This window comes from Paraburkholderia sp. SIMBA_030 (assembly GCF_046535245.1).
Lineage (GTDB): Bacteria > Pseudomonadota > Gammaproteobacteria > Burkholderiales > Burkholderiaceae > Paraburkholderia.
In genome coordinates this window covers 256,889-272,792 of sequence record NZ_JAWRXB010000002.1, presented here as the reverse complement: position 1 = coordinate 272,792, position 15,904 = coordinate 256,889, and the positions used below count along the sequence as shown (strand labels likewise).

Below are 15,904 nucleotides of genomic sequence, written 5' to 3'. Positions count from 1 at the left end.
CCCAACAAAACCTGTTGCACGCCTCGGGAACGAACCACAGTCTTGCCGACCCCATCCCCGCGCCTGAGCCTCGACCCGCGCGCGCGCCTCGGAAGGCGCGCCGGCCGCCGCTTCCTGTTCGAATGGGTGGGCATCGGTTGCCTCGGCATCGTGGTGATTCTGCTCGGCTCACTTGGCCGGCTGACCGCGAGCGTCGATCATCTGGTCTACGACCACTTCCTGCGCCTGCGCGCACAGCCGGTGTCGCCCGATATCGTGGTGGTCGAAATCGACAACGCCAGCGTCGCGCAGCTCGGCCGCTGGCCATGGCCGCGCAGCGTGCACGCGCGGCTGCTCGAACAGATCGCCAGGGCGAAACCCGCTGCGGTGATCTACGACGTGCTGTTCACCGAAGCCAATCCGGACGACGCCCAACTGGCACGGGCCATCGCGCTGAGCCCGACTTATCTGCCGCTGCTGCTCAGTCCGCTCGACGACGCCGACCGGCGCGTCGCGGTCGACCCGGTGCCGCCGCTCGCGCATGCCGCCGCCGGTCTCGGCCATATCAATCTTGAAGTCGACAGCGACGGTATCGTGCGCAGCGTCGCGCAATTCGAAGACGACGCGGCGTCGCGCTGGCCGCAATTGATGGTGCCGGTTGCGCGGGCCGTCGAGCGCGGCGCGCTGCAGCTGAGGGCGCGCCCGCAAAAGCTTTCCGCCAACCACGCGGCGGCTACGGCGTCTCAGGGCGAAGCCCGCTTTCTGATCCCGTTCGGTCCGAACGCGCAGAACTACTCGAAACTGAGCTTCGCGAGCGTCCTCGCGGGCGACGTGCCGCCGGACAAGCTGCGCGGACGCATCGTGCTGATCGGGGTGACCGCATCCGGTTTGTACGACCGCTTTGCCACGCCGGTGTCCGGCGAATTGGGCCCGCTGCCCGGCATCTATATTCATGCGAACGTGCTCGACACGCTGCTGACCGGCCGTGCGATCGAGCCCGCCGAGCCGTGGCTGCTGTTCGCCGCGTCGCTGGTGCCGCTCGCCGCGCTGTTGGCGGGTTTCCTCGTGTTGTCGCCGCGCCGTTCGTTGCTATTGACCGGCGCGCTGTGCCTGCTTGCCGCGGCCGGCAGCGCGGCCCTGCTGTACGGCGTGCGGCTGTGGATGTCGCCGGTGCCGGCGATTGTCGGCGTGATCGTCGTGTATCCGATCTGGAACTGGCGGCGCCTCGAAATGACGATGGCCTATCTGCGCGAAGAGCTGCAGCGCCTCGCCGACGAACCGCATCTGTTGCCCGAAACGCCGCAGCGCCGCCGTGAATTCAGCGGCGATGTGCTGGAGCAGCATATGGCGCTGATGGCGCGGGCCGCGCAGCGCGTGCAGGACATGAAGCGTTTCGTGTGGGACAGCCTCGATAGCGTGCCGGAGCCGATCCTCGTCAGCGACGTGCACGGCATCGTGCTGATCGCGAACCACGCGGCTAAGGCGCATTTCGCGCGTCTGGGCCAGGCAACGCCGGAAGGCCAGCCGATGCAGACGGTGCTGGGTGGCCTGACACTGGTGAAAACCATCCACAACGGCGCTTCATCCGATGCCGAAACCAATCTGTTCGCGCACGCTCATTGGCCCGCGCTGCTCGATCCGGCGCGCGGCGAATTTGCCGCGCTGATGGCGCAGGGCGTCGAGGTGCGCGATGCCGACGAACGCGATCATTTGCTGCGTTATGCGAACTGCACCAATGAACAAGGCGAGACGACCAGCTGGATTGCGGGCCTGGTCGACGTGTCGGCCCTGCATGCGGCCGAGCGTCAGCGCGAAGACGCGCTGCGGCTGTTGTCGCACGATATGCGCTCGCCGCAGGCGTCGATTCTGGCACTGGTCGAGATCGAGCGCGCCCGCAGCGAATCGGCGCTTGCGCGCGGTTTGCTGGAGCGCATCGAACGCTACGCGCAACGCGCGCTGACGCTGGCCGACGATTTCGTGCAACTGGCGCGCGCCGAGTCGCAAACCTATGTGCTCGAACCGGTGAGCCTGACGGAACTGGTGATCGACGCCAGCGACGAAGTCTGGCCACAGGCCCATGCCAAGCGGATCACGCTGGAAACGGATAACGATGGCGACGACGGCCACTGGATCTGCGCCGACCGTTCGCTGATGACGCGCGCGCTCGTCAACATCCTGAACAATGCGGTCAAATACAGTCCGCCGGATACGCGGATCACGTGCAGCTTAAGCAACTTGAGCAGTCCCGGCAGTCGTGCGGCGAAGGCCGCGCCAGGCGCGGCAAAGCGCGTCTCATGTACGATCCGCGACGAAGGCTACGGCATTCCCGAGGAACAGCAGGCGGGTCTGTTCGAGCGATTCCGGCGCTTTCACGAGGCGGAGCGGCCCGAAGTCGGCGGCGCGGGATTGGGGATGGCGTTTGTCAAAACCGTCGTGACGCGTCATGGCGGCGACGTGGAGGTGGTTAGCGCGCCGGGCAAGGGAACGGCTTTTACGATTTGCCTGCCGGCGTCGGAGGACACGCAGCCTGAACTTCAACCTGATGCCGGCGCGCCGTAATGTCACGCTCGGCCACGCTCATTCAGCATGAACACGCACCTTATCGAAGCGAGAAGATGGTGAAAGCGATACTGATCTGTGCCGCGCTGGCCGCGGCGAGTCTCACCGGCTGCGCGGGCCTGAACGCCGACGTGCACACCCCGAATCCGGCGGCCGCCTTGCAAGGCGAGCGCACCTATGCGATTGCGCGCATGCCGTCACAGGATGCCAGTGCGGATCATCCGCCATTCGAAGCCCTGCTGCGCGATGAACTGGCGAAAAATGGCTTCGTCGATGCGACGGCGCAGCTGGCGCACTATCTACTGTCGATCGCCTCTGAGACGCGGCCGGCCACGGTTGGCGTCAAGGCAGGGGATTGTGCGGCAGGCGCGTGCGGCCGACCGGCCGAGCCGTCGTTTTCGCTGTTCGGCGGGCGAGCATACGAGCATGCGTTGACGCTGCGGTTTTTCGAGCGGGCGAGCGGGAAGGAAGTCTACAAGGTCAGCGCGGAGAGCCGCGATCGCGACGCCGATCCGCTGCACGCGATGCCAACCCTCGTGAAAAGCGCACTGGCCAAATTTCCGTTCGACGCGCCGCCGGACTGGCGTGTGAAGCTGCGCGCCGATCAGGCGGGCGGCGTGCCGGAGGTGGTATCGGTCAAGCCGGTCGTCGAGTAAAACGCGCTAAGACTCAGTAAGACCCAAGCGTTATTCCGGCGCTTTATCGTCCGGCCAGCGGTTTTCGAACACACAGTCGGCGAGCGGCATGCGGCTCGCCCAGCGTTCGGTTTCCAGCATCGGCTCGCTGTAAAACCGATCGACGTGGCCGAGACACAGGATCGCCACCGGCCGTGCGCCCGCGGGCATATGCAGCAGCGAGCGCACCGTTTCGACATCGAATAGCGACACCCAGCCCATTCCCAGGCCTTCCGCGCGTGCCGCCAGCCACATGTTCTGGATCGCGCACGCCACCGACGCGAGATCCATCTCCGGCAAGGTGCGGCGTCCGAAAATGTACCGCTCGCGGCCGTCCATCAGCGCCATCACCAGCAGTTCGCCGCATTCCAGCATGCCTTCGACTTTCAGCTTCATGAATTCTTCGCGCCGCTTGCCGAGCGCATCCGCGGTGACGAGCCGTTCGCTTTCGACGGTCTCGTGCAAGGCGGCGCGCAACGCCGGATCGGTGATGCGCGCGATGCGCCAGGGCTGCATGAAGCCGACGCTAGGCGCATGATGCGCCGCGTCGAGCAGACGTTGCAACACGGCGGGATCGACCGGGTCGCGCACGAAGTGGCGCATGTCGCGCCGTTCGTAAATCGCGCGGTAGACGGCCTCGCGCTCGGAATCGTTAAAAGGCTTCGCCATGGAACAGGGCGGCCGTGAAGGCCGGGTTGGAGGGCCAATAAGCGTGCATATAAGTCGCGACGATCGAACCGGCGCGGAACACGGCCTCGCCAGGCGCGTCGCTTTGCGGCCGGGTGGCGCAACGAAGCGGCGTGAGCGGCGTCGTCAGCTTCGAGTAGTGAAAGGTGTGGCCGGTCAGCGGGCCGTGCAGGCTGTCGATCTGTTGCATGCCGAGCGCGGTGAAGCGCGTTTGCATCGTCGCGTGGCCCGGCAGCAGGCCGAGCATCGGCGTGGTGGCGCCGCTCGTGTCGGTGAGTCGGTCGAGCAGGTAGAGCATGCCGCCGCATTCGGCGACGATCGGCTTGCCCGCTGCCGCATGTGCGCGGATCGCCGTCGCGCTGCGCGTGTTGCTTGCCAGCGCTGCGGCGTGCAGTTCCGGATAGCCGCCCGGAAGGTACAGGGCATCGGTCTGTTCAGGTAATGCTTCGTCGGCGAGCGGCGAGAAATAGTCGATCTGCGCGCCGAGTGTTTGTAAAAGCGTGACGTTGGCCGGATAGATGAACGAGAACGCGGCATCGCGTGCGATCGCGATGCGCCTGCCTTCCAGAAGACGCGGCAGCGTTTCGTTCGCAGGCGCGCCGAATTCGACCGGCGGCGGCAATTCAGCCAGCGCGGTTTGCGCGAGCGCATCGGCGGCGCGATCCAGGCGCGTGTCCAGATCGTCGATCTCCGCGGCTTGATGCAGGCCGAGATGGCGGTCGGGAAACTCGATTTCATCATTGCCGGCGATGTGGCCGCACCAGCGCAGACCTTGCGGCAACGCCTCTTCGAGCATTTGCGCGTGCCTTGCAGAGCCGACGCGATTGGCCAGCACGCCGTAAAACGGCACCTGCGGTCTGAATTGCGCGAGACCGAAGGCGACTGCGCCGAAGGTCTGTGCCATCGCTTTCGCTGAAATCACCGCGAGCACCGGCACGCCGAATACCGTTGCCAGATCGGCGCTGCTCGGCGTGCCATCGAACAATCCCATCACGCCTTCGATCAGGATCAGATCGGATTCGGCAGCCGCTTGCGCGAGCAGAGTGCGGCATGCCGTTTCGCCCACCATCCAGAGATCGAGCGACAACACCGGCGCGCCGCTGGCACGCGCAAGAATCATCGGGTCGAGAAAATCCGGACCGGTCTTGAACACGCGCACACGCCGCCCCAGCCGCCGGTGGTAGCGCGCCAAACCCGCGGTGATCGTGGTCTTGCCTTGACCCGAAGCCGGCGCGCTAATGAACAGGGCGGGACATGCCCCGAAGGAAGTCCCCCGCCCCGAAGGAAGTCCCCTTGGGGGATTGAGCGGCGCGGACATCGCTCAGAACTCCACGCCGCGCTGCGCTTTCACGCCTTGCTCGCGATACGGATGCTTGACGATGCGCATTTCGGTGACGAGGTCGGCGGCTTCGATCAACGCGTCCGGCGCATGACGGCCGGTCACGACCACGTGCAGCATTTGCGGTCGCGCGTTCAGTACGGACAGCACTTCGTCGAGCGGCAGGTATTCGTACTTCAGCACCGTGTTCAGCTCGTCGAGGATCACCATCTGATAGTCGCCACTTTCGATCATCCGGCGCGCTTCGTCCCAGCCCTTGCGCGCGGTGGCGATGTCGGCGTCGCGGTTTTGCGTGTTCCACGTATAGCCGTCGCCCATCGTGACGAAATCGCAATTGGCGATCGCGCCGAGGAAGTCGCGCTCCGAGGTATGCAGCGCGCCCTTGATGAATTGCACGACGCCCAGGCGCATGCCGTGTCCGAGCACCCGCACGGCCATGCCGAACGCGGCCGTGGTCTTGCCTTTGCCGGTGCCGGTGTTGACGATCAGCAGACCCTTCTCGACGGTGGCGGCGGCCTGCTTCTTTTCATGGCCTTCACGCCGGCGTTCGGTCATGCGGTGATGCGATTCGGGATCTGTTTTCATGGAAGGTCCTGTTCGTCGGAGTCGTCGTGTGTTGGGTCGATGCCGGCATGAGCGGTCGAAGCGATTGCTACGGTGACGCTGTCGAGTACGGTTTTACGTACGATCAGGCGTGCATCGGGCGCATTGGGTTGAGCGGCGGCCGCAGCGAGCAAGGCGCAGGGTTCGCAGACGCCGTCCACGCCCAGGTGTTCGCGTGCCGCCGTCGAGGGCTCGGCATCGGCAATGGTCAATGCCGCAATTTGCTCACGGCTGAAACGTTGCAACGGCAATGCGTGACGTGCGCAGAATTCGAGCAAGCCTGCTTCTTGAGCTTTGACGTCGATGGTGGCGATCGCGCTGATTTCATCGAGCGTATGGTGGCCGAGCGCCGCGCGTACGGCGGTGTCGATCTGCTCGGCCGAGCAGTGCAAGCGGCAACCGATGCCGACGCTCAGCGTTTTCATTGCGCGTCCACCGCATTAGCATGGGCGACGGCCCGCTCCAACGCCAGCGACGCCACGCCGCCGATCACCACGATCGCCGGCGAGCCGAGCCCGGCGTGAGTGACTGCGTCGGCAAAGCCGCCAAGTTGCGCGAGCACATGCCTTTGTTCAGGACGCGTAGCGGATTCGATCGCGGCGCAAGGCGTGTCGGCGCTCATGCCGGCCGCAAGCAATGTGCCGACGATATCGTTCAGCCGCCGCATACCCATATAGATCACCAGCGTCATCCGCGTGGCAACGAGCGCCGCCCAGTCCGGCTCCGCGTTTCCGGCGCCATGTCCGGTGACGAACACCACGCCCTGCGCGTGATCGCGATGTGTGACCGGAATGCCGATTGCCGCAGGCGCCGCGATTCCCGCCGTGATGCCGTTGACGATTTCCACCTCGATGCCCGCTGCATGCAGGGCCTGCTGCTCTTCGCCGCCACGGCCGAACACGAACGGATCGCCGCCTTTCAAACGCGCGACACTGCGCCCGGCCTGCACATGTTCGAGCATTTGCGCGACGATGCCGGCTTGCGGCGTCGACGGATGGCCGCCGCGTTTGCCGACATGGACGACCCGCGCGTCGGTGCGGGCGAACTGCAGCACTTCGGGATTCACCAGATCGTCGACCAGCACCACATCGGCCTGCGCCAAGGCGCGCGTCGCCTTGAGCGTCATCAGTTCGACGTCGCCGGGACCGGCGCCGATCAGCCACGCGCGGCTCATCGCGGCGTGCATGGCGCGTGCCATGTCGTGACAAGGGGGGGCAGGCGGACCGTGACGACGGTCCAGGCGGAATTAGCGCTCATGCGGTGCGACAGATTACGCACGACGAAACGCCGCTCGCCGCGATTTCTCTGCAATCGCAAACGGGCGCGCCACGTCGTGCTTCAGCGCCTTCCTATCCGTCCCTCGCGGATTCAGGCAGCCGGCAGCGTGACGTTCGCCGCCTCCGCGTCTGGCCGGTATCCGGGCTGGCGGCCTCATGCGCTTTGCCTTCCCGTCCGATTCGTCAGACAGTGGCATCGAAAACGCATGCGCGGCGCCAAGGCGCCGCAGGTCGCTTACCGTTGCGGGGACAGCACAGGTTGAGCGCAATCGAGCGCTGCCTGTTTCCCGTTTAACTGCACATGCGAACGCATGTGCGGGCACCAAACGCGTGCATACGATAGCACACGGCGGCACTCGCCAGCACGCTCGACAAAGCGCCCGCGCGGCCCGCGCTTCCTTGACGGCGCGGGGCTGCGGGCCTACACTCGCACGCACTTTGGTGCTCGTGTGCGCGCTCGTGCGCATGCAGTTAAACGGGAAACAGGGCGCCCGCCTGCTATGGATCGGGTCAACCTGTGCTGCCCCCGCAACGGTAAGCGAAAAGCGGCGTCTGGATGAATTTTTCAGCGCCGCGGAGCCGGCTTCGATGTCCACGCGCAAGGCCGCGTCGGCATATAACCACTGGGCGAGAAATCACTCGCGCGGGAAGGTGAAGCGGCGCTTTCGCCAGCCCGGATACCGGCCAGAAAATGACGGATGAACGCCGCGGGGATGCGGTGGCTCGTTCATGACCTCGTTCACGCTTGCTGTTTTCTGTTGCCGCGGCAATGTCGTTTTTCGTCCCCGCTGTCGTCCCCGTGTGTTTTGTTTTCGTGTTTGCTTGCCTGGCGCCGGTTTATCCTGGGCTCGAGCGTGAAGCGCATCGGGACGCGGGCCGCCGGCGTGTGAACGTGCAACTTCTTCGGATGAACCCAACGATGCAAACTCAAATGCGCAAGATCCCCGTCACCATCGTCACGGGCTTTCTCGGCAGCGGCAAGACCACGCTGCTGCGGCATATTCTTCGGCATGCGGGTGGCAAGCGCATTGCGGTGATCGTCAATGAGTTCGGCGAACTCGGCATCGACGGTGAAATTCTCAAGGGTTGCGGCATCGGCTGCGATGAAAACGGCGTCGAAACCGAAGGGCAACTGTATGAACTCGCGAACGGCTGCCTGTGCTGCACGGTGCAGGAAGAGTTTTTCCCTGTGATGGAAAAACTCGTCGAGCGCCGCGAGCAGATCGATCACGTGCTGATCGAAACCTCCGGTCTCGCACTGCCGAAGCCACTGGTGCAGGCGTTCAACTGGCCGCAGATCAAGAGCAGCTTCACCGTGGACGCAGTGGTGACGGTGGTGGACGGCCCCGCCGCGGCGAGCGGCCAGTTCGCCGACAATCCGGTCGCCGTCGATGCACAGCGCAGGGCCGATCCGAATCTCGATCACGAATCGCCGCTGCACGAACTGTTCGAAGATCAGCTGTCGGCAGCCGATCTGGTGATTCTGAACAAAACGGATTTGCTCGACGACGCGCAGCAAGCCGCTGTCGAAACCGTCATCCGCGACGAGATTCCGCCGCAAGTGAAGATCGTGCGCGCGCAGATGGGCCAACTCGATCTGCACACTTTGCTCGGCCTCGAAGCCGCCTCCGAAGAAACGATCCACTTGCGTCACGACCACCACGGTTCGGCTGACGATGCCGACCATCACCACGACGAGTTCGATTCCGTGGTGGTGCACGCGAGTGCGCCATCGCGTGAAGCGGTGATCGCCGCGCTGCAAGGGCTGGTCGAAACACACACGATTTACCGCGTCAAAGGCTTTGCGGCGTTGCCGGGCGCGGCGATGCGGCTCGTAATTCAAGGCGTGGGCCGTCGTTTCGACAGTTACTTCGATCGCCGCTGGCAAGCCGGCGAAATCGATGAAATTGACGAAGCGGGCGGGGGTCGGCAAAGCCGCTTCGTGCTGATCGGCGAGGACCTCGATCAGGCCATGCTGCAACGCGCGTTCGACGCTGCATTGGGTGCTGTGTCGAGCGCTGAACCGCAACAGGCGTAATCGATCATGCATCTGCTGCGCACGACGCCGGGCGGTTTTGTCGACGATACGCAAGGCGTCATCCGTATCGATCAGCAGCCCGCCGATATCGTGGTGCTCAGTTCCGCCGATACGACGCTGTCGCTGCTCGCCAGCGTGTTTCCTCGCTTGGGCGAGGGCTTCCCGAGCGTGCGGCTCGCGAATGTCACTTATTTGCGGCAACCTGCGTCGGTCGATTTCTATGTCGAAGACGTATTGCAGCATGCACGCGTCGTCGTAGTCGATCACCTCGGTGGCGAAGCGTATTGGCCTTACGGGATCGAGCAGGTGGTCGCGCTCGCCGGGCGCAAGAAGCAGACGCTCGCGATGTTCTCCGGCGATTTGCAGGAAGATCCAAACCTGCTCGCACGCAGCACCGCCGACGCCGGGCTATGCCACCAGCTATGGCGCTATCTGCGCGAAGGCGGCGCGCAGAATGCCGAGGCGTTCCTGCGCTGCATGGCGTATCGCTCGTTCGGCTGGGGGCGAGAGCCCGCACCGCCGCGAGCGTTGCCGGCCGCGACGCTCTACCATCCCGGCCACGATACGCCGACGATGGTCGACTGGCAGGCGCGCTGGCGCCAGCATGCGCCGGTTGCGGCGGTTCTGTTCTATAAGGCGCACTTGCAGGCGGCCAATACAGCGGTGTTTGACGCGCTGATCGATGCGCTCGAAGCACAGGGTGTGAATCCGTTACCGATTGCGATTACCTCGCTGAAAGATGCGATGAGCCGCGAAGTCGTGCAGCAGTTGTGCGCGCAACATGATGTCGCGCTGGTTCTGAACACGACCGCGTTCGCCGCATCGGCGATCGACGATCCCGAACCGCTCGCGTTGGCCGGCGACGCACCGGTCATGCAGGTGATCCTGAGCGGCGGCAATCGCGAAGACTGGCTCAAGGACAATCAAGGCCTCAACTCGCGCGATATCGCCATGCATATCGCGCTGCCGGAAGTGGACGGCCGCATCATCACGCGGGCGATCAGTTTCAAGGGGCTCGCCTATCGTTGCCCGCATACGGAAGTCGATGTGGTCCGCTATCAACCGGACCTCGAGCGTGTCGGCTTTCTCGCCGAGCTGAGCCGCCGCTGGTGCCGTCTGCGTATGCTCGATAACGGCGACAAGAAACTCGCGCTGATTCTCGCCAACTATCCAATGAGCGAAGGGCGCATCGGCAACGGCGTGGGGCTCGATACGCCGGCGTCGGTGGTCGGCATTCTGTCGATGCTGCGCGATGAAGGTTATCGTTTGAGCGATTTGCCCGCGAACGGCGACGCGCTGTTGAAGAAGCTTACCGAAGGCGTGACCAACGATCCGGTCGTGCGCGACTTGCGGCCCGCGTTGCAAAGTCTCGCGCTCAACGACTATCTGTTGTATTTCAACCGGCTGCCTGCTGAGGCGCGCAATGCATTGAACGCGCGTTGGGGCTCGCCCGAGCAGGACCCGACATTGCGGCGCGGCCGTTTCATGATCGCGGGCTGGCGCTGCGGGCATGTGTTCGTCGGCATTCAACCGTCGCGTTCGCGCGAACAGGGCGATTACGTGAGCTATCACGACGCTGAACTCGTGCCGCCGCATGCCTATCTCGCGTTCTATTTCTGGCTGCGCCATCAGTTCGGCATCGACGCGATCGTGCACGTCGGCAAGCATGGCAACCTCGAATGGCTGCCGGGCAAGAGCGTCGCGTTGAGCGATGCATGCTGGCCCGATCTGATTCTTGGACCGCTGCCGCATCTCTATCCGTTCATCGTCAACGATCCCGGCGAGGGCAGCCAGGCGAAGCGCCGCGCGCAGGCCGTCATCATCGATCACCTGATGCCGCCGCTCACGCGCGCCGAAAGCTATGGGCCGTTGCAGGATCTCGAGCGCCAGGTCGACGAATACTATGAAGCGCTGATGGTCGATCCGCGCCGCGCCAGGCTATTGAGGCGCACGATTCTCGCGACCATCGTGGAGCATCGGCTGCATGAAGAGCTGAGCCTCGCGGAGCCGGATGGGCAAGATGATGAGGACGCGCTGCTGACGCGCGTCGATGCGTGGCTGTGCGAGTTGAAGGAAGCACAGATTCGCGATGGTTTGCATACGTTCGGGCGTTCGCCGGAAGGTGTGCAGCGACGTGATACGTTGCTGGCGCTGGGGCGTTTTCCGGTCGGCGATGGGCAGGCTGAAAAAGCCGGCTTGATCGATGCTTTGGCGCGCGATCTGCGGATGGATCATCTGTTCGATCCGTTGTCGGTGGATTGGTCGGCGATGTGGAATGGGCCGCGCCCCGACATTTTGCAGCGCGTGAGCGATGCGCCGTGGCGGCATTGCGGCGATACGCGCGAGCGCCTGGAGTTGCTGGCGGCCGAGATGTTGCGAGGCGTGTGTGGCGATGAAACTCACGCTTTAACGCCTGCGGCTGGAACCCTGCCGCAAGCCGAACGCGTGATCGAGCGCCTGCGCAACGACGTCCTGCCGCGGCTCGACGCGTGCGGGCCGCAAGAAATGCGGCATCTGAAGCGCGGTCTCGAAGGGCGCTTCGTGCCACCGGGGCCGAGCGGCTCACCGTCGCGTGGACGCCCCGACGTTTTGCCCACCGGCCGCAACTTCTATTCGGTCGATACGCGCGCGATTCCGACGCAAGCGGCGTGGTCGCTCGGATTGAAATCCGCGCAGCAACTGATCGAGCGGCATCTGCAGGAACACGGCGATTACCCGCGCGCGATTGGCCTGTCGGTATGGGGCACGGCGACGATGCGCACCGGCGGCGACGACATCGCCCAGGCGCTCGCATTACTCGGTGTGCGGCCGAAGTGGGCGCCGGGCAGTCATCGCGTGACCGACTTCGAGATCATGCCGATCGAGGTGTTCGACCGGCCGCGCATCGACGTGACGTTGCGCGTATCCGGCTTTTTCCGCGATGCATTCGCGAACGTGATGCACCTGTTCGATGCGGCGGTGCAGGCGGTGGCCGGGCTCGACGAACCCGAGGATCTGAACCCGATCCGCGCACGCGTGCTGCGCGAACGCGATGCGCTCATCGCGCGCGGCATGGACGCGGTCGAAGCGCGCAGGCGCGCCGGCTGGCGCGTGTTTAGCGCGCGGCCCGGCGCGTATGGCGCGGGCTTGCAGGACATGATCGATTCGCAGCAGTGGCAAACCGATGCCGACCTCGCGAACGCATATCAGGCGTGGGGCGGCTACGCGTACACGCAGAAAAGCGCCGGCGAAGAAGCGCGCCAGGCGTTCGGCACGCGCCTCGCCGCGATGGACGTGGTGCTGCAGAATCAGGACAACCGCGAGCACGATGTGCTCGATTCGAACGACTACTACCAGTTCCAGGGCGGCATGGTGGCCGCGGTGCGGCATCTCGCGGGCAGTCAGCCGCATGTCTATCATGCGGACCACAGCAATCCGGCCGCGCCGCGCGTGCGCACGCTGCACGAGGAGATTGCACGCGTGATCCGCTCGCGCGTGGTCAATCCGAAATGGCTGGACGGCGTGAAACGCCACGGTTACAAAGGCGCCGCTGAAATCGCCGCGACCGTCGACTATTTGTATGGTTACGATGCGACCGCGCGCGTGATCGCCGATCACCAATATGCGCTCGTCACCGATGCCTATCTGAACGACGCCGATACGCGCGAGTTCATGCAGCGGCACAATCCGCATGCGCTGCATTCGGTCTGCGAGCGTTTGCTCGAAGCGATGCAGCGTGGCTTGTGGCAAGCGCCCGGCGACTATCGCGCGCAAGTCGAACAACATCTGCTCGCGAGTGAGCAGCAGATCGAAGGAAAGCAAACATGAACGCAGCCACGCAACGGCCTGCTTTTCCATTTGCCGCGCTGATCGGCCAGGCGCCGTTGCAGCAGGCGCTCCTGCTTGCCGCGATCGATCCGGGCCTGGGCGGTGTGCTGGTCAGCGGGCCGCGCGGCACGGCGAAATCGACCGCGGCGCGCGCGCTCGCCGAACTGTTGCCCGAAGGGCAACTGGTGAATTTGCCGCTCGGCGCCAGCGAAGATCGACTGATCGGCACGCTCGATATCGAAACCGTGTTGCGCGATGGTTCGGTGCGCTTTTCGCCGGGTTTGCTCGCGAAAGCGCATCGCGGCGTGCTGTATGTCGATGAAGTGAATCTGCTGCCCGATGCGCTCGTCGACGCGCTGCTCGATGCGGCGGCGAGCGGTGTGAATACCGTCGAACGCGACGGGGTGTCGCACAGTCACGACGCGCGTTTCGTGCTGATCGGCACGATGAATCCGGAAGAAGGCGAGTTGCGGCCGCAACTGATCGACCGTTTTGGGTTGATGGTCGAGTTGCAGAACTGTTTTGAACCGCTGGTGCGTCAGCAGATCGTGAAAGCGCGGCTGGCGTTCGATCTCGATCCACTGGGGTTTCGTGTGGAGTACGCGCAGCAGCAGGCGGCGTACGTTCAGCGGATTCGCGCGGCGCGCGAAGCACTGCCTCAACTCGCGTTCGACGCTGCGGTTCACGCTCGTGTCAGCGCATTGTGCATTGCGGCGGCGGTGGATGGGCTGCGCGCCGATCTCGTGATGCTGCGCGCGGCGCGGGCATTGGCGGCGTTTGAACAGGTGGCTGCTGTTACAACCGAGCATGTCGAGCGTGTTGCCGAAGCGGTGCTGATGCATCGGCGGCACGATCGCGAGGCGCAGGCAGGCGCTGAGGCGCGTGATAACGCAGAGCCGCGCCGGGCCGCTCCCGATGCGGTTGAGACAGCTTCACAAGATTCCGCGCTATCCGCCGCCGCTGCCGGCGATTGCGATTGGGGTTACCTGCCGCCCGAGCCGTCCGGCATCACGCAGGTCAAAGGCGTCATCCCGCTCAGCGCAAAAAAACGCTGAGCCATCGGAAGGGCGCCGCCGCTGGCTCGCGCAGCGGTTTTCGATGGCGACAAGGTGCAGGCGCGGGTTCGCGCAGCCGCTTGCAAGGCGCGCCAGGCAAGCGCATCGCTTGGCCGCAGACCTTCGCCGCGATGCGGCGGGAGAAACTGCGCACCGAGCATCTGCGCTTCGCGCCCGAGGCGCCGCAGGGCGGTGTCCTGCATTGTTTCGTTCTCGATTGTTCCGGGTCGATGCTGGCGGGACAGCGCCTCGCGCTCGCCAAAGGCCTGCTGATCGCGTTGTTCGACCGTGCCAGCGCCGCGCGCGCCGAGGCGGCGCTGGTGTGTTTTGCCGGAGCGCGAGCGGATCTGCGTTTCGGGCCCGCGGTGCCGCGCTGGTGGAACGAGCGGTGGTTGCGGCCGGTGGGCGGTGGAGGCGGTACGCCGCTCGCGTCCGGCGTACGTAAGGCGGCGCAGTTGCTGGAGCGCACCGCGCGCCGCAAGCCCGCGCAGCAGCGCTGGCTGTGGATTTTGACCGACGGCCGCAGCAGCGATCAACCGATGCGCCCACTTAGCGCGGACGAAGTCGTGTTCGTCGACTTCGAGCGCGAGGCGATCCGGCTTGGCCGTTGCGAAGCGCTCGCCGATGCGTGGGGCGCGACGCGTGTCACGCCGGAAGCGTTGATGGGCTAACAGCGCGCGTCTAGTCACACGTGATCGCGATGGTTAAATTCATATCCGCGATCTCTGGCTGCGCGCGGAGGCTCGCAGTCCAGTTCGGCTGTTCACGTTTTGCTCCAACGGCGCCGTGCGCCGGTCCGTCGCGCGGTAGACTTCCGGGAACAATCTCGCTACCGGCTATTTGACGCGATATGGACCGAATCGACGCAATGAAAGTGTTCGTTGCAACGCTGGACGAAGGCAGTCTGGCCGGCGCGGGGCGCCGGCTTGGCCGCTCACCCGCGGCGGTGAGCCGGGCGATCGCCTTCCTCGAAGAGCATACCGGCACGGCCTTGCTCCATCGCACGACAAGGACCATCAAGCTGAGCGAAGCGGGCGAACGCTACGCGTCTGCTTGCCGACGTATCCTGACCGATCTCGAAGAAGCCGATATGCTGGTCGCGCATGAACGCTCGGCGCCGCGCGGTCTGCTGACGATAACGGCACCGGTTGCCGCCGGCGAAGCCCTGCTGCGACCGATACTCGACGAGTTTATCGAGCGCTTTCCAGCTGTCTCGGTACGCCTGCAACTGCTCGACCGGCCAGTCAGCCTGATCGATGAGGGAATCGACGTGGCGCTGCGCATTGCCCATCTGGCGGATTCGACGCTGATCGCGATACCTGTGGGCGAAGTTCGACGTGTGGTTGCCGCTTCCCCCCGATACCTGGCCAAACATCCCCGCATCAACGAGCCGGCCGATCTCGCTCACCATCCCATCATTTCGATGACGCATTTCGGGCTGGACTCATGGACCTTCCCGACATCGAGCGGCTCACCGATTCCTCAGGTCGTGCAGTTCACGCCGCGTTTCATCGTCAACACGATCCGGGCGGCCGTCGCCTCGACGGTTGCCGGCCACGGCGTCACGCGAATGTTCTCCTATCACATCGCCGCCGAGGTTAAGCAAGGATCGCTGAAGATCGTCCTGCGCGATAGCGAGCAGGCGCCGCTGCCGGTCCATCTGCTGACGCCGCATGGACGCCTTTCGGTCCCGAAGGTGCGCGCCTTTGTGGATTTCGCCGCACCGCGCCTGCGCCGGCACTTCAAGCAACTAGCGCTTGTTATCGATACCGATTGAATCGCGTAGCGGAAGAATGTCTTCCGGGCGGCGGCGATTCTCCCTCAAATCGATTCAATCTAGACTGGCTCCATCAAAGACGAGGTACCTGACGGGTACACAGTCCAGT

Annotated in this window: 12 protein-coding genes and 2 riboswitches; of the genes, 7 read left to right on the top strand and 5 right to left on the bottom strand. The window is 64.7% G+C overall.

Features of this window, described 5'->3' with window-relative positions:
- The first annotated feature begins 42 nt into the window (after positions 1 to 42).
- The gene (locus SB772_RS04370; RefSeq protein ID WP_410832051.1) at positions 43 to 2,538 is read left to right on the top strand and encodes a CHASE2 domain-containing protein; all 2,496 of its coding nucleotides are present in this window, start codon (positions 43 to 45) and stop codon (positions 2,536 to 2,538) included.
- Positions 2,538 to 3,194 (top strand): DUF4136 domain-containing protein, encoded by a 657-nt coding sequence (locus SB772_RS04365; protein ID WP_410832050.1) that lies wholly within the window; start codon positions 2,538 to 2,540, stop codon positions 3,192 to 3,194. The genes SB772_RS04370 and SB772_RS04365 overlap by 1 nt, the downstream gene beginning before the upstream one ends.
- Positions 3,195 to 3,224: 30 nt before the next feature.
- Here SB772_RS04365 and bluB read toward each other — a convergent pair whose 3' ends face one another.
- The 5 genes from bluB to cobA are packed head-to-tail and all read right to left on the bottom strand — an operon-like array spanning position 3,225 to position 7,015.
- The gene (bluB, locus tag SB772_RS04360; protein ID WP_410832049.1) at positions 3,225 to 3,881 is read right to left on the bottom strand and encodes a 5,6-dimethylbenzimidazole synthase; all 657 of its coding nucleotides are present in this window, start codon (positions 3,879 to 3,881) and stop codon (positions 3,225 to 3,227) included.
- Complete coding sequence (locus SB772_RS04355; protein ID WP_410832048.1) at positions 3,865 to 5,217, bottom strand: cobyrinate a,c-diamide synthase; 1,353 nt, start codon at positions 5,215 to 5,217, stop codon at positions 3,865 to 3,867. Before SB772_RS04355 ends, bluB begins: the two co-directional genes overlap by 17 nt.
- Before the next feature lie 3 nt (positions 5,218 to 5,220).
- Complete coding sequence (gene cobO, locus SB772_RS04350) at positions 5,221 to 5,823, bottom strand: cob(I)yrinic acid a,c-diamide adenosyltransferase (protein WP_410832047.1); 603 nt, start codon at positions 5,821 to 5,823, stop codon at positions 5,221 to 5,223.
- Positions 5,820 to 6,266, bottom strand: a complete 447-nt coding sequence (locus SB772_RS04345) for a cobalamin biosynthesis protein (RefSeq protein WP_410832046.1) — start codon at positions 6,264 to 6,266, stop codon at positions 5,820 to 5,822. The genes cobO and SB772_RS04345 overlap by 4 nt, the downstream gene beginning before the upstream one ends.
- Positions 6,263 to 7,015, bottom strand: coding sequence for a uroporphyrinogen-III C-methyltransferase (gene cobA, locus SB772_RS04340; RefSeq protein ID WP_410832252.1), 753 nt, complete (start codon positions 7,013 to 7,015; stop codon positions 6,263 to 6,265). Before cobA ends, SB772_RS04345 begins: the two co-directional genes overlap by 4 nt.
- A gap of 216 nt (positions 7,016 to 7,231) precedes the next feature.
- A riboswitch (cobalamin riboswitch) is annotated at positions 7,232 to 7,460 on the bottom strand.
- An 80-nt stretch (positions 7,461 to 7,540) separates the two neighbouring features.
- A riboswitch (cobalamin riboswitch) is annotated at positions 7,541 to 7,822 on the top strand.
- Between the two features lie 215 nt (positions 7,823 to 8,037).
- Between cobA and cobW the strand changes: the two genes are divergently transcribed.
- The 5 genes from cobW to SB772_RS04315 all read left to right on the top strand — a co-directional run bounded on the left by cobW (position 8,038) and on the right by SB772_RS04315 (position 15,795).
- Positions 8,038 to 9,156 (top strand): cobalamin biosynthesis protein CobW, encoded by a 1,119-nt coding sequence (gene cobW / locus SB772_RS04335; protein WP_410832045.1) that lies wholly within the window; start codon positions 8,038 to 8,040, stop codon positions 9,154 to 9,156.
- A 6-nt stretch (positions 9,157 to 9,162) separates the two neighbouring features.
- Entirely contained in the window at positions 9,163 to 12,963 is a 3,801-nt protein-coding gene (cobN, locus tag SB772_RS04330; protein ID WP_410832044.1) for a cobaltochelatase subunit CobN, read from the top strand.
- On the top strand, positions 12,960 to 14,018 hold the full coding sequence (locus tag SB772_RS04325; protein WP_410832043.1) for an ATP-binding protein: 1,059 nt from the start codon (positions 12,960 to 12,962) through the stop codon (positions 14,016 to 14,018). The genes cobN and SB772_RS04325 overlap by 4 nt, the downstream gene beginning before the upstream one ends.
- An 80-nt stretch (positions 14,019 to 14,098) precedes the next feature.
- On the top strand, positions 14,099 to 14,689 hold the full coding sequence (locus SB772_RS04320; protein ID WP_410832042.1) for a vWA domain-containing protein: 591 nt from the start codon (positions 14,099 to 14,101) through the stop codon (positions 14,687 to 14,689).
- Positions 14,690 to 14,868: 179 nt separating this feature from the next.
- Complete coding sequence (locus SB772_RS04315; protein WP_410832041.1) at positions 14,869 to 15,795, top strand: LysR family transcriptional regulator; 927 nt, start codon at positions 14,869 to 14,871, stop codon at positions 15,793 to 15,795.
- The last annotated feature ends 109 nt before the right edge of the window (positions 15,796 to 15,904 follow it).

What these genes read in the sequence shown, in the direction of transcription:
- SB772_RS04365 (WP_410832050.1), top strand. Translation starts at nt 2,538, where the DNA reads ATGTCACGCTCGGCCACGCTCATTCAGCATGAACACGCACCTTATCGA.
- bluB (WP_410832049.1), bottom strand. Translation starts at nt 3,881, where the DNA reads ATGGCGAAGCCTTTTAACGATTCCGAGCGCGAGGCCGTCTACCGCGCG.
- SB772_RS04355 (WP_410832048.1), bottom strand. Translation starts at nt 5,217, where the DNA reads ATGTCCGCGCCGCTCAATCCCCCAAGGGGACTTCCTTCGGGGCGGGGG.
- cobO (WP_410832047.1), bottom strand. Translation starts at nt 5,823, where the DNA reads ATGAAAACAGATCCCGAATCGCATCACCGCATGACCGAACGCCGGCGT.
- SB772_RS04345 (WP_410832046.1), bottom strand. Translation starts at nt 6,266, where the DNA reads ATGAAAACGCTGAGCGTCGGCATCGGTTGCCGCTTGCACTGCTCGGCC.
- cobA (WP_410832252.1), bottom strand. Translation starts at nt 7,015, where the DNA reads ATGAGCCGCGCGTGGCTGATCGGCGCCGGTCCCGGCGACGTCGAACTG.
- cobW (WP_410832045.1), top strand. Translation starts at nt 8,038, where the DNA reads ATGCAAACTCAAATGCGCAAGATCCCCGTCACCATCGTCACGGGCTTT.
- cobN (WP_410832044.1), top strand. Translation starts at nt 9,163, where the DNA reads ATGCATCTGCTGCGCACGACGCCGGGCGGTTTTGTCGACGATACGCAA.
- SB772_RS04325 (WP_410832043.1), top strand. Translation starts at nt 12,960, where the DNA reads ATGAACGCAGCCACGCAACGGCCTGCTTTTCCATTTGCCGCGCTGATC.
- SB772_RS04315 (WP_410832041.1), top strand. Translation starts at nt 14,869, where the DNA reads ATGGACCGAATCGACGCAATGAAAGTGTTCGTTGCAACGCTGGACGAA.